The organism is Chryseolinea soli (genome assembly GCF_003589925.1).
GTDB classification, from domain to species: Bacteria; Bacteroidota; Bacteroidia; order Cytophagales; family Cyclobacteriaceae; genus Chryseolinea; species Chryseolinea soli.
Genome location: NZ_CP032382.1, coordinates 2,333,062 through 2,346,567, shown reverse-complemented (window position 1 = coordinate 2,346,567; position 13,506 = coordinate 2,333,062). Strand labels below are relative to the sequence as shown.

13 protein-coding genes and 1 tRNA gene are annotated in these 13,506 nt (G+C 48.4%); 3 read left to right on the top strand and 11 right to left on the bottom strand.

Annotated features, from left to right (window positions below):
- Positions 1 to 219: 219 nt before the first annotated feature.
- The 8 genes from D4L85_RS10190 to D4L85_RS10155 all read right to left on the bottom strand — a co-directional run bounded on the left by D4L85_RS10190 (position 220) and on the right by D4L85_RS10155 (position 7,349).
- Positions 220 to 1,809, bottom strand: a complete 1,590-nt coding sequence (locus D4L85_RS10190; protein ID WP_119754218.1) for a class I SAM-dependent methyltransferase — start codon at positions 1,807 to 1,809, stop codon at positions 220 to 222.
- 2 nt (positions 1,810 to 1,811) lie between these two features.
- The gene (locus D4L85_RS10185) at positions 1,812 to 2,774 is read right to left on the bottom strand and encodes an ADP-ribosylglycohydrolase family protein (RefSeq protein ID WP_119754217.1); all 963 of its coding nucleotides are present in this window, start codon (positions 2,772 to 2,774) and stop codon (positions 1,812 to 1,814) included.
- A 10-nt stretch (positions 2,775 to 2,784) separates the two neighbouring features.
- Complete coding sequence (locus D4L85_RS10180) at positions 2,785 to 3,714, bottom strand: diacylglycerol kinase catalytic domain-containing protein (RefSeq protein ID WP_119754216.1); 930 nt, start codon at positions 3,712 to 3,714, stop codon at positions 2,785 to 2,787.
- Between the two features lie 24 nt (positions 3,715 to 3,738).
- Positions 3,739 to 4,758, bottom strand: coding sequence for an SPFH domain-containing protein (locus tag D4L85_RS10175; RefSeq protein WP_119754215.1), 1,020 nt, complete (start codon positions 4,756 to 4,758; stop codon positions 3,739 to 3,741).
- An 11-nt stretch (positions 4,759 to 4,769) separates the two neighbouring features.
- The gene (locus D4L85_RS10170; RefSeq protein WP_119754214.1) at positions 4,770 to 5,192 is read right to left on the bottom strand and encodes a hypothetical protein; all 423 of its coding nucleotides are present in this window, start codon (positions 5,190 to 5,192) and stop codon (positions 4,770 to 4,772) included.
- 420 nt (positions 5,193 to 5,612) lie between these two features.
- Positions 5,613 to 6,161 (bottom strand): prolyl hydroxylase family protein, encoded by a 549-nt coding sequence (locus D4L85_RS10165; protein ID WP_119754213.1) that lies wholly within the window; start codon positions 6,159 to 6,161, stop codon positions 5,613 to 5,615.
- Positions 6,158 to 6,925 carry a tRNA(His) guanylyltransferase Thg1 family protein gene (locus tag D4L85_RS10160; protein WP_119754212.1) on the bottom strand — a complete coding sequence of 256 codons (768 nt, stop codon included), beginning with the start codon at positions 6,923 to 6,925 and terminating at the stop codon, positions 6,158 to 6,160. Before D4L85_RS10160 ends, D4L85_RS10165 begins: the two co-directional genes overlap by 4 nt.
- Positions 6,915 to 7,349: an AAA family ATPase gene (locus D4L85_RS10155; protein WP_228450840.1), complete on the bottom strand. Its 435-nt coding sequence runs from the start codon at positions 7,347 to 7,349 to the stop codon at positions 6,915 to 6,917. The genes D4L85_RS10160 and D4L85_RS10155 overlap by 11 nt, the downstream gene beginning before the upstream one ends.
- A 470-nt stretch (positions 7,350 to 7,819) precedes the next feature.
- On the opposite strand from D4L85_RS10155, the gene D4L85_RS10150 reads away from it, so the two are divergent.
- Both D4L85_RS10150 and D4L85_RS10145 read left to right on the top strand, forming a co-directional pair.
- A tRNA-Cys gene (locus D4L85_RS10150) sits at positions 7,820 to 7,893 on the top strand.
- Between the two features lie 129 nt (positions 7,894 to 8,022).
- Positions 8,023 to 10,083, top strand: coding sequence for a copper-translocating P-type ATPase (locus D4L85_RS10145; protein ID WP_228450839.1), 2,061 nt, complete (start codon positions 8,023 to 8,025; stop codon positions 10,081 to 10,083).
- Between the two features lie 67 nt (positions 10,084 to 10,150).
- On the opposite strand, the gene D4L85_RS10140 is transcribed toward D4L85_RS10145, so the two are convergent.
- The 3 genes from D4L85_RS10140 to D4L85_RS10130 form a co-directional block, all read right to left on the bottom strand.
- Positions 10,151 to 10,642 (bottom strand): hypothetical protein, encoded by a 492-nt coding sequence (locus tag D4L85_RS10140; protein WP_160143643.1) that lies wholly within the window; start codon positions 10,640 to 10,642, stop codon positions 10,151 to 10,153.
- Between the two features lie 114 nt (positions 10,643 to 10,756).
- Complete coding sequence (locus tag D4L85_RS10135) at positions 10,757 to 11,899, bottom strand: serine hydrolase domain-containing protein (RefSeq protein WP_119754209.1); 1,143 nt, start codon at positions 11,897 to 11,899, stop codon at positions 10,757 to 10,759.
- Between the two features lie 78 nt (positions 11,900 to 11,977).
- The gene (locus D4L85_RS10130) at positions 11,978 to 12,799 is read right to left on the bottom strand and encodes a LytTR family DNA-binding domain-containing protein (protein ID WP_160143642.1); all 822 of its coding nucleotides are present in this window, start codon (positions 12,797 to 12,799) and stop codon (positions 11,978 to 11,980) included.
- Between the two features lie 203 nt (positions 12,800 to 13,002).
- On the opposite strand from D4L85_RS10130, the gene D4L85_RS10125 reads away from it, so the two are divergent.
- Positions 13,003 to 13,503: a transposase gene (locus D4L85_RS10125; protein ID WP_119754207.1), complete on the top strand. Its 501-nt coding sequence runs from the start codon at positions 13,003 to 13,005 to the stop codon at positions 13,501 to 13,503.
- Positions 13,504 to 13,506: the final 3 nt, after the last annotated feature.

The window sequence follows — 13,506 nt, the reverse complement described above, 5'->3', positions numbered from 1 at the left end:
ATACAGCGGGTTTGATCCGGTAAGAATGCTTGCCGGGGCTGCTATTTGGGGATATGTAAACTTAGGACCAACATGTTTTACTCTATTTTGGGTTATACATTAGAGTGAAATGCTAAAGCAAAGTTAGGATTGTATTTCAAATTCTCTGTGAAGTGATTTGAATTTTTTAAAAAGTTGGAGAGATTCTAAATAACGGTCGGGCCGTATGGAATTCTCCCCTCATCGCTTTTCTCCCAACAAAATCATATTTGTTACAGGATACTCTATTTGCCACAGGCCATTTTCCGTTTGTTCGAAGAGCTCGAGTTTGCCGCGGAGCCGGTTCTCTACGATCCACGGATTGGTGTAGGCTTTTGATTCGGGGGCGATCGTGAATCCCGCCTGCTCAAGATGCTGTTTCCATTCGTCAAAATCCCAGAAGCAAAACGTTTCGTGCATTTCGCTTTGCCAATTGTCGATGTAATCTTTCCGGCTCATAAATTCGCAAGCATCCTGAAGAGTGAGCTGAATATAATATTCTCCTTCCCGCTCCAGGATTTTATGCTTCAGCGTGTAGCCTTCCTTTTTCCTGAAGTCTTGCGCAAACCGGAGAAATCTGCCGTAGGTGGAAAGTCCGGCCAGGTAATCCCTCAGTTCCTTGCGGCCCGTATGCACCTTATCGTAGTCATCATTCCTGCCATCGGCCGTGGTCAATTTCATGAGCACAATTTTTTCCTTGTCGCTTGGGCCGACCACATCGCGATTGATCCAGATGCCGCCATTGGCCAATTCCTGGTAGCGGTTTCGAATAAACTGCAGGAGTTCGTTCCGGCTGCCATACGATTCGATTTCGTGGGTGAGGGATGAGGTGTGGATGGTATTCATCGAGTTGGCGTCGAACACCAGGCCTGTCACCGCATTGCGTTGCAGGAAGAAAACAAAGGGGTTGGCAAATTCACCATTGTGTTTTCGCTGATAGCAAATGTCGTAGAGGTGGCGGGCGACTTCGATGCCATAGAAATCCGATTCACGATAGCGCTCGTCGTTGCACGCCAGCTTGATCCAGGACCCCACGGCACAACCAATGTCGCCGATGCGACCCGGCCTGACATGGGATGCGGTTTCGCGATATTTCAGTTCGGCGATCTCGTCCATCTGCCGCACATAGGTGTTATAGTCGCGGGTGGTGGTGATGTCGCCGTCGTCGCCGATCATGGTGTCTTTGAAGAGGAGCCTTACCTTATGGTCGAGCCGGTATTTTTCCCAGAGCTCCCGCGACGAAACATGGATGTCGCGAACAATTTCGGCTTTTGAGCCCCACTCCGGGTCGTTGGCGATTTTCTCGACAAGATCCCAGGGAAGCTGATGTTGGTAGGTCCACGCCTTTCGATCGCTGAGTTCGGCTGGAAGAATAGCGAATCCCAATTTTTCGTACATGGTTAACACCGGTGTTGAACACACCACCGCTGTGTTGGACGGAGAAAGGTTAAAAAGTCCCTCGCTTTCGTGCTTAACGGTTTTAAGCGTATAGCTGGCGAAGTTCGGGAGATTGCCCACATCGTCGATACCATATACATACACGGGCACATTGAACTCACGGGCAAACTCCTGGATGGCCAGTGCACGAAGATAAAACGGCAGCGGATTCCTCCGGGTGTTGCTATGGTTAGCGGACGTCACGGCAAAAATAACGGCTTGCACCGTTGCATCCAGCTTCAACGGCTGGCCATTGATGTCGCTGCTTTTGCTTACATTATTGATAATGGAGTGGAGATATTCAAACTGAAAATTAGTAAGCAGCTGGTGACGACCAGGAAAAAGTAGATACATGATCAGGATTTTCCATCTAATATCTTGTTCTTTATCGATTCCGTAAAGTCCCCGGCCAATTTAATAATGTCTTTTTCTCTGGCGAGGGCTATGGTCCATTCCATCGGCAGAGAAGATTCGCCATAATACAGTCCCGCCAGCGCCCCGGCTACACAGCCCGTTGTGTCCGTATCGCCACCCAGGTTAACCGCCTTCAATACGGCATCGCGATAGGAATCAGTATTGAGAAAACACCACAGCGCAGCCTCGAGGGTATGCAATACATAGCCCGAGCTGGATATTTGGTTTGCGTGGACGTGCTGTATCTTTCCGGATAGTACACGATCGAATTTCTCCAGTTCAGCGACATTAAATTCACTCCTATGCGAGAAGTCTTTTGTAGCCTCAACGGCATTTTGCAGTGCGCTCGATTTATCTTCCCCTTTAAATAGTTCGATCATCACTTTCGAAAAAATAAAACAGGACAACACCGATCTGAAGTGACCATGTGTTACGGAAGAGATCTCTTTTATACGCTCGAATAAAACCTCATCCGTTTCATTACAAAAATAAAGCGGCGCAGGCGCGATGCGCATTAAAGAGCCGTTGCCGTTAGAATCCTCATCAAGCTCGCCCGCGAACTTCGGATCTTCGCCGTCTCTTATTCTAGCCAGTGCAACACGGGTAGTGCCTCCGACATCAAACAATTTATGATGCGCTCCCCAGTAGCCGTTGGAATACCAGGCAACAAATTTTTTTCCGATGTCATTCAAATCATATCCCGCGACCAAAGACTCGGCAAGGCAGAAGGTGAGAGAGCTGTCGTCCGACCAAGTGCCTGGGGGCTGATTCCAGGTGCCATATCCCAACATGCCTCGTACCGGTTGGTTGCTGAAGTATGACCGGCCTTTAAATTCGACAGGCACGCCCAACGCATCACCAATGGCAAGGCCGAGGAAGCAGGAGGTTATATTTTCAAATTTCATTTGCGCAAAATTATTTTAAGATCAACACAGCCTTTTGAGAAGCCGTCGCAATTTCAACTTTTGTCCCCGAATTAAATTGGATGTAATCGGACTCGATGCCGTCGCTGAAGATCACCCCGCTCGAAGGCATGTACGATTCGATACTAAGTCGCTCTCCTGAATGAATCAGTCCGCCCGAAAGGCTAATGCCCGAATGCTTACTTTGGAACGGCTCCCGGACCACATAGGCCAACGCATCGGTGTTCCACGGCAAGGCCAACGACACATTGGACTTTGCAAATTTACCAAAGACGGCCGTAACACCGTTTGTCATGTTCATGACCGAACTAAGCCATCCCGTACTTCCCGCGCCGGTAGACACAATGATGCCGCTTGAACTTTGCTGCTCCGACCGCCCGGCATGCGTGATCCTATACCGCGCCGACGCATGCGTGGCCGGGCCGATAAACAAATCGTTGAACGCCAGCAGCCGCTGGCCATCATTTGTACGCGCCTCGGCAAGTGTGATCTCCTGAAACCTTCCTTTTCCCGTCAATACATTTTGAAGACCGGTTTCATAGTTTGTTGTGTTAAAAGGCAAGAGCACACCATCATAACGTTTCTCGTCGGGATTGATGGCGAGCATGGGGAGGCCGTTGACATATTTGGCCGCATTTGCCACCAACCCATCCTGTCCCACCACAACCACCAGATCGTCTTTGGCAAAAAGAAAGTTGGTGATGAACGCCCGCTCAACAACCTTCATCTTGAAGTGATGTTGCACGGTTTTCTTCACCGCTTCCAGCGACGCATGAAAGATCTCGTGCTCGCGCTCATAGTCACCGAAGTCGCCACCTGCGTGCTCGATATAGAACTTCGCCTGCGCCTTGGTATTGAAGCGCTCGATCAAGTTCTCGAGTCTTGTTTTGTTAACGATGACGATTGCTTTTTCGATTTGCATAGTCGCAACGGCCGAAGCCGTTCTTTACTTTGACCGTTGATTTTTGATGACCGTATCCAACAAATCGGGTGTGATGTTTAGCGTCCCGATCTTACTGGAATTCTCTGCTAACTCCCGAAAGGCAAAACCGATGTTGTCGATTGCCGAGATGCCTTTGGAATTAATGGCCATCAGGGTTCGCCAATCCATTTGTTTGTAGGGCGTCAGCGTTTTTTCCAACGTGTAGCCTTTCGCATCGGCAACCTTTCGCTCGTTCTCGACTTGCATTTCGATGAGTTTGGTTCTTTGTTCTTCCACGGACAAATCGGCAGCCACCGTCATTTCGCGAAGACGCCGGGCATTCTCGGCTTCCTTTACTTTGATCTCGGCCTGCTTTTCGTTGATCTGTTTCCGTTTCTCCTGCACGGCGATCTCGGTATTGAGTTCGCTTTCGCTGATCATGCGCTCCTGTTCCACAGCAAAATTTCTCCGCTCATAGATCGCCTGGTCGGCCTCGCGCTGAAGGCTTTCGCGCATCTCGGTTTCGAGCGCCTTTGCCATCTCCGGCGTGGGCCGCACGGCAAGCACGTCGACACTTAATATGGACACACCCAACAGCTTTACCGCGTCGGATTGCTCCAACCCTGCCTTTATCCGGTCGCTGATCTCGCGTGCACTCCTCAGGGTTTCCTTCAGCCCGATGCTTTGGATAAAGGACGATGTGGCGGTTTGCGCCTCATTGTTAAGTCGCTGGCTCAACTTTTCAAAGTTGGCTTCGTTGAGCTTTCGCCCGTCATCCAACGTGAAATCAAGCATTTCGGAAAGCTGCTTGGGGTTCTCGATCGCATAGGTGATCTGTCCCTGTATGGTGATCGTTTGAAAGTCTTTAGTGGTCTCATTGAAAATGAACAAAATGTCCTTGCTGCCCAGCGGCACAGCCGTAATGGACGACGTAGGCGAATAATAGAAGAAGGCCAGGCCCCTTCCCTCTCTCTTGACATTTCCATGCGCGTAGTGAATGGCATACGTCATGGAATCGAATTTGATGTAGTTGATACCGAACATATTTTTACTGATTAAATTTCAAAAGTCTGAATTAGTTTTAGCACATCCTCCCAATCCGTCAACGGGTCGAATCCTGCTTTGTCTTCAAAGAGTACATTGAAGTAAAATTTCCGCTCATAGAACCCATACGCACCCGCACCAACATCCGGGTTCTCGTTGACGTGATCGAAATGGATCTGGTGATCTTCAAAGTATTTTACATACTCCACGATCTCATTCGGATACGAACACGTATACAAGATCCTGACAATGTCTTTCCGAGTCGACAAAAGCTGCAATACTTCCTTTGCAAACGGATAAAATTCCGTAGAGATCACGCCGGTCTGACAGGTGGGCCGCAGTATGGTCCCGTGAATATCGAACGCCCAATAGGTTTTGTCCCATTTTCTCTCTTTTGCATTGGCGAGGCAGTTGCGTATGGCTTTTGTGATCATAGGGAGTAAACGTTAGCGTTAAAATTTTCGCCTCTTCTAAGATTTGAGAGCTATTTGTGTAATATATACGCAAATGTACAAGGCCAGTTTCAAATAAGGAAGGTTATTTGCGTAATTTTTACGCTAATTTGAAAATTATCGAAGTTTGGAGAAGAATACCACAATAGAACCATCCAAAAGCCCACACCCACACTTCCCTCACCTTCACACCCACACGCCATACTCGCCACACCCCCACACATTCCAGCATGTTCCATCAGGGCCTAAGCCTATCTTTGGCCTGGCATGCGCGGATAGGGTTAAGCCCTGATGGAACATGCGGGCCCCCGCGGCCCCGGAGCGGAGCTATGAAATGCCCCAAAAAAAGTAACACCAAAAAAACCTATCCCACCAAACGCTCACCACGCTGTCAGCGCGAACCTACTCTCTCAGTCTAAACATAAGGTCCGTCCGAAGCACGTACTTTATTCCTTCCAGCACTTCACTTCCTTCGTGTTCCAGGTAGTGATAAAAGATCAGAGCGGAACCTTTTTTGGGTTCAACCACAAGATCATTGAAAGTCGTAGCGCCGCCCTTGAAGCCATCATTCAAATAAATCATGAATGTAAAGTAACTCGCTTCACTTCGATTTCTGATGTAACTCTGATCGCGATGCTTTCTGAATTGCTGACCGGGTTGATATTTATAAAACCGGAATTGTTCATTGACTCCTATGGCAACGGATTCACCGATTTCGCGCGGAGCATAAGGCGCGACTTCATCCCACAGCCGGCGAGCAAGTTCCATGTCTTTATAGATGACGCGGTCGTTGTTTCTTACAAAATCCACCAGCCGTGGTTCATTGTCGGTTTGAATCGTCGCAGGTTCATAGCCCATGGCTTCGGCGATCTGAATATAGTCGTCGCATTGGTCTGTCGTCCAGAAATTTTCGATGAGGAAAATGTTCTTTTTTAGTTCAGTCGCTTTCATGGTGTCTCTCGGGTAAGCAGTTCTTTTATGAATATATCATATTCCATATTCCGGGGAAGCGCCGTCTCCACGGCGAGTTGTTTCCGCGAAACGGTTACTTCCTGGTTGTTCATCGGGTTCAGGGAGGCTCTTTCGACTTCGGTATAAAACAAGCCGACACCACGCTTTTGCCATGCGGGCAATTCGTTGTAGTTGATGCCGAATTGAAAAAGCATTTCATTCTTTTCGGCGATCGACCTGCCTTCCAATTGCTTTGTCGCCTCCGGTGCAGACATTCCATGGTCTCTAAGCTTCCAATAGCACCAGGCATTGAGTGCATTTCGATTGGCGTCCTCGCACCTCCACCGGAAATAATCAATGACCAGATCGTCGTTGGGGAGGGGAATGATGCGGCAATCGAATACGCCCAGGCTTCCCAGGGCCTGCGTAAATCTTGCACTGGCCTCGCCCGCCAACAGGGAGACCAGCTTCCTGGCTTTCCGACCGAAGCTGTTCTCATTGATATCGAACAGCAATGATATTTCATCGCTCTCCGTATAGCCATACGTGATTTTAAAACCTGTATTCATCAGGCCTCTAACGGTTTCGATCATGGCGTCTCTGAAACGCAAATCAAACGGCCGCTCGAGGGTTAGCAAGTCTTTGGTGAGCCTTGTAAAGCCACGGCCGTCGAGTCGCGCGACAATGTAAAGTCCGGGCAATACGGTTTGATCCATGTTTTGCTCGAAAACACGCATTTTTTTATCTAACATCTCAAATTTCATCGTTCCATGGGTTTATCTGAAACTGATCGTTTTCTATTCTTACATAATACAATTTGTCAAAGCCCTCGGCATAGGACGGCAGTTCCAGAGCCTTGTGCTTGGCGATCACCCCAACCTTATTAATTTTCCCCTTACCCGTGCGCCCCTCATTTCTCTTCAGGCACGTCTCCAGTCGCGACTCAAAATAGTAACCGGTTAAGGTAAATTTGTTTCGCTTTGCTTCGGCGATGTATACGGCCCGCTCCGCTTTGGTCACGTTGGTGTTGTCCAACACCATTCGTTGATGAAGGGAAAAAGCTAACGCCATGAACTGCCATTCCTTATTCCTGGTGTTGACCAGGTCAAGACTTATGCGGACGTGCGTGTCGAACAGATTTTCCTTGCAAAAGCTGCTCTTGCCACTTCCGGGGATTCCTATCAACATGATCATTTCCATATTCAAAACACATTAAATAAAAAGCCCGGGCGTTTTATGCGGCCCGGGCTTTGTTGTATCCGTTATACGTATTCGTAAACCATATTATGTACAACGCCGGGCACAGATCATTCCCCCATGGGCATGTCCGTTGAAACTTAGTCCGTTGATATTGCGTTGTAATGACATCGTGAAGCAAAAGTAGCTTAAGTTTTTAAAGTTCTTTTGATTTGTCGAAAAAAGTTATCTTATCTTTGATCACGAAAACAAAAAAATGAAATCTGGCCGCGTTATATCGATGAATTTCAACCAGCTGCATGGTGGATGTTGTATGGCTTCGATACGTTTTGCCCGGATGAGTGTATTATGATATAGATCGTATAACGAATGTAATACAAGCCCCGGGCAATTTGTCCGGGGCTTTTTGTTTTGTTAACACTTCTTTATTGGGAAGTGGTGGATGGTGTTTGTTAAAAAATGTCGGCGTACCCAAGTGGTCTAAGGGGTCTCTCTGCAAAAGAGATATTCATCGGTTCGAATCCGATCGCTGACTCTATTGGGTCGTTAGCACCGAATCATTTGTTCGCTTGCCCTTAATTCTGTAAATCTTTTAAGGTTAAATACAACACTGCGGGGGCTGTGTTTTGTTTACTTTATGGCAGTAAACACAAAAGCCCATTTTATGGAACACCGTCACGATCATTCGAAGGACATGACCCATGAGGCACATGCTCATCACCCTACTCCGGATCATCATCACGATTCGCCGCTTGGTCCTGTTGAGACCGGTCACGCGAATCATTCGGGGCATGGCCATCATGCCGGGATGATCGATGATTTTAAGAAGCGGTTCTATGTTGTTCTTGGGCTGACGGTGCCGATCATGGCTTTGTCGCCGATGATCCGGCATTGGCTGAGGGTTGACTGGGGGTTTCCAGGTTCGGACTATGTACTGCTTTTGCTTGCGAGTTTTGTGTTCTTTTATGGGGGATGGCCGTTTCTGACGGGGTTGGTGGATGAAATAAAATCGAGATCGCTGGGGATGATGACGTTGGTGGCGGTGGCCATCACGGTGGCTTATGCGTATAGCGTAGCCATAGTGTTGGGGTTGGAGGGGATGGACTTCTTTTGGGAGCTGGCAACCCTTATCCTTATTATGTTGCTGGGGCATTGGATTGAGATGAAGTCCATCATGAGTGCTTCGCGGGAGTTGGAACTGCTCGTTCAACTGATGCCCTCGGATGCACACCTGGTGCATGGCGATCATGTGATGGATGTTAAGACCGAGACGTTGAAGGCGGGCGATATCATCCTGGTGAAGCCGGGCGAAAAGATCGCGGCCGATGGGGAAATTGTGGAGGGGAAAAGCTTTTTGAATGAGTCGATGCTAACGGGGGAGTCGAGACCTATTGAGAAAAATTTCAACGACAAGGTTATTGCGGGATCCATCAACGGAGAAGGATCTTTAAAAGTAAAGGTTACGCATGGCAGCAAAGACTCCTACCTGGCACAAGTAATCAAACTGGTAACGGATGCGCAGGACGCCAAATCCAAAACGCAATTGCTTGCCGACAGGGCTGCAAAATGGCTCACGCTGATCGCTCTGTTTTCCGGCGCGGCCACCTTCATCGTTTGGCTGGTGCTGGGAAAAGATCTGGCGTTCGCGATGGAGCGGATGGTGACCGTCATTGTGATTTGCTGTCCACACGCGCTGGGCTTGGCAGTGCCTTTGGTCGTGGCCCGGTCAACAGCGATCTCGGCACAAAGCGGGCTGCTCATAAAAGACCGGACAGCGTTTGAAAATTCGCACAAGATCTCGACCCTGGTTTTCGACAAGACGGGAACGTTGACACGTGGTGAATTCAATGTGGTGCGATATGAATCCTTGAACACGGCTTATGAGAAAGGCCAAATTCTGGCCCTCGCTGCATCGCTCGAAGGAAATTCAGAGCATCCGATTGCTACAGGGATTGTGAAAAAATCAAAGGAACTCAATCAAAAGCTCTCCCCTTTAAAAGATTTCAAAGCTATCACAGGTAAAGGCATACAGGCCAACATCGATGGCAGAGCGGTGAAGGTGGTGAGCCCGCTCTTTTTAAGGGAAAATAATTTAGTTGAACCCATTCAGTCCACAGAAGCGGAGACCGTCGTGTATGTGATGATTGACGACACTGTTGCCGGGTTCGTAGCTTTGGCCGATGAAGTACGTCCGGAGTCGGCTGAGGTCATTCGTGTGTTGCGCAGCCAAAATATCAAGACGCTGCTGCTCACCGGCGACAACAAGGCTGTGGCAAAAACTGTGAGCGACGCGTTGGGTATGGACGGCTTTATGGCCGAAGTCCTCCCTCATCAAAAGCTTGAAAAAATAAAGGAGCTGCAAAGCAAAGGAGAATTTGTCGCTATGACGGGCGATGGCGTGAACGATGCTCCCGCCCTGGCACAAGCCGACGTGGGGATCGCCGTGGGTTCGGGATCCGACATTGCTGCAGAGACGTCCGACATCGTGCTGGTGAACAGCAACCCGAGAGATGTCGCCAACCTGATCCTGTTTGGCAAAGCTACCTATCGAAAAATGATTCAGAACCTGGCATGGGCCACCGGATATAATGTTGTGGCGTTACCATTGGCGGCAGGCGTTTTATACAGCGTCGGCATCATGCTGAGCCCGGCGGTGGGTGCGGTGTTGATGAGTGTGAGTACTGTGGTGGTGGCGATTAATGCGAGAATGTTGAGGATAAAATAGTGCACCTCATAGCTCCGGGGCCGCGGGGGCCCGCCCGAATGCACTCTCCCTTATCAAAAAAACATCTTCAAAATAGATTAATTAGCCATGACGTTATCGAAATGCATCCTACAATGAAGACAACAACCAAGGCAATGCCTACCGCGGTACAACCGACCCACACCAGCCTGGAAGGCTTTTCGATCTCAACTTTCGGCGGTTCCTTGAATGTGATGTATTCGATAACCGTGTCGCCGCGTTCGTCAAAAATGCCAAAAGGCATTTCGGTCCTGCCGGTTTTGTCATGCTCGTCCAACAATTTCAGGAGCGCCTTGGCGACAGAAATGATTCCATTTCTATTGGTCAACGCGTACGATTCTTCGGGTCCGCCCCCATACTGTTTCACTGCGAAATACGATTTCTCGTCAACGTTTTTTAGGGCTTCTAAGGATTTCAGCAATTCTTGAGTATCCATGTCATCAATTAAATAAGATTCAAACATTGTTTTTTCACTACCAAAATCTCCACCATTTCCTCTGCCCAGTCGATGCGCCCTCCAGTATTTCGACGTCGGCAGCATTCCTGCGGGATAGACATAAACCTTAGCATTTTATAGCCACAAAGATCAAAAGCAAGTGCGCAGTCTTTTGCGTAGATCAAATTTTTTAGAATAGTCAGGACACATCTTCCGCTGTTAAAACAAAAATAGCTTTTTTACTATCCTGCCTCTCATCTTAAGGTATGCCCTGCTAAAAAGCGGCGCCGAACCCCTCAAACCCGTGTTGCAAAAAATGGCGACGGCCATATCTTGTTTCGGGAAGTAGTATAGATCGGTGGTGACACCAATTCCACGTCCTGAATGTCCCATCAACAAGCCATAAGGAAAAGATTTGTCTGCCATCAGGCCAAGTCCGTAGTCGGGCTTCCGGGCATTGTTCCAGGTTTGCATTTCTTTTAGAGAGCGCTCATTCAAAATTTTGCCTTTCATCAGGGCTTGCAGGAAGTGGGCAGCCTCCCCGATGGGAGCGTATACCCCGTCGTCGCCGGCAAACCAGTTGGTTGTCTCGATGGTTTGTGCGGTGAGATCGTCCATTACGCCATCCTGGTTTAAATCGCCATAGTAGTTTACATTCTTTTGAGGTGGGGTTTGACGATAGTATGTGTTTGAAAAACCATGTTCACGGATCAGCTCGCGCAGATACTCCGAATGACCTTCGGGAATCACTTTATCGACAATCATGGCCAACAACAAATAGTTTGTGCTGCTGTAGCTATACTTCTCGCCGGGTTTAAAAAGGGCCGCTTTGCCAAAGACATATTTCCTCAGGGCATCCAAATGGCTCAGCATATCCAGTTTTAGTTGCCCCGATACATACTGCCGGATCAATTCCGGATCTTTTTCGTAGTTGACAAATCCGGATGCGTGTCGCAGCAAATGGCGAAGCGTTACCTCGGTAGCATTGGGCAGGTTCCGTATGATCTCCACGGGCAGGTGGTCTGCTATTTTGTCGTCCAATTTTAACCTCCCCTCCTCCACCAACTTCAACACCGCCACGGCATTGTACATCTTTCCGATGCTCGCCAGCGAAAAAATGTGATCGCCCTGGAGAGCTGTCCGTTTCTCCAGGTTTGCATACCCGGAAGGGATGATCCATTCGCCGTGTTTCGGGCTTTGGATATAGACCACCACGCCGGCCAGTTTGCTGCGGGTGGCTTGGTCCAGATATTTTTGGATCCTCTTATACTTTCCGGGAGGTCGCTTTTCGGAAAATCCTCTCGGCGTAATGAACAGCGACAGTAATCCGATGAGCCCTAAAGTGGGTAATCTTTTTTGCATGACCGTTTTTTATGATGTGCAAAAAAAACGGCTTCTGACGCGCGGTGTAGGCCGGAAAACAGAAAAGGAAATGAGTTGCTATTCTTTTCGGGCTGACTTGCTATTATACCACTTTCGAAAGGCAGCCGCCTTGGGTCTGCTCACGATGAAGCCGGCGTCATGGGGTTGTTTGATGGTGACTTGAATCTTTCCGAAGGTGGACGTCGAGATGCTGTTGATCATTTCGCGATGGAGAATCGCGTCGCGCGTTACCTGGAAAAACCAGTAGCCTGGTAGCTGTGCGGAAAGTTGACTTAGCGTACCGGGGAAAACACCGCATTCACCGTCGTTTGAATACAGGCGCACGGTGCCGAAGGCTATTTTGGCCATGCGGATGGCTTGAATTTCCATTCTGATCTTGCTGATTCCTTTTTGTATTTCAATGCTCTGCGAAGTTCCGGCGATGCTCATCTTCAGGTCCTTGGCCATCTTTGCGGACGCCGATGCCTTGCTTTCGGCGTGGACCCAGCGCGAATAGAAATGAGTTCCCCATTGCATCAAGGTCAGGATCATCGCCAGACAGAGGGTGACGAGATTGATGGTGAGCAATTCCTTCCAGGAAAAAAATCCCTTTTGGGCGATCCACATATAGCCATTCCCGAGAACGTTCAGAAAGATCAAAAGCAAAAGGGAGATGAGTAAAAAATGAGTGACCAAACGCTTCCGGGGATTTTCCAGCCAGGTAATCCTTTTCTCGAGCCTGCGATCGATGGATCTATTGCCTTCGGTGATGGGTATCGACAAAATACACGCAACGATGAATTCGTTTGGAATAACCTCGAAAGCACGGGGATTGAACAGGAAGTTAATGGCCACATTGGCTGTGCAGCCCAGGAAAACCGGCTCTAAGATCCGTCGCAACCTCATGTTTACTTTCTGCGATAAATTTTCTGAAATTCAGAAAGTAAAATGTTCTTTACAAGGGTGGGCCAGCTTAAATCGGCGTCCTTGTTTCAATTTTCTAAACGTCCAATCCATGGAGATCATTACCGGAGAACAAATTCAGATCGTTGAAGAATATTTTCCGTCGATTCGCGTCAACGAAGTAAAAAACCATCTAAACTATGAATGACATTACAACCGACTATTTATTCAGAGCTGAGGTCTGGCTTTTCATAACAACCCTTGTCTATTTTCTGATGAACGGCGCACAGATTTTTGAGACCGCCGTGATCGTTCCAAAATGGACGGCTGCTCCACCGGAATCATTTCAAATGTTCAAAGGCAAATATGGGCTTGACTTCAAAGCTTTTTGGATCGTCATGCATTCCATTCATGAGATCACGTTCATTCTCGCGATCATCTTTTGCTGGAAATTAGATCCGATTAGAAACTGGCTTTTGATCTTGTTTGCTGTACACTTTGCCGTAAGAGCCTGGACGCTGATCTACTTTGCACCCAACATCATTGAATTTCAAAAAGCCGCAAACCACCCCGGCGTTGGGACCGACCTATTAAACAGAACAACGCGCTGGAGGACCATGAACTATATCCGTGTGGGCATTTTCATAGCCGTTTCCATTGGATTAATTCCATTGTGCGTAAAGATCTTGAATTTGAACTAAGTG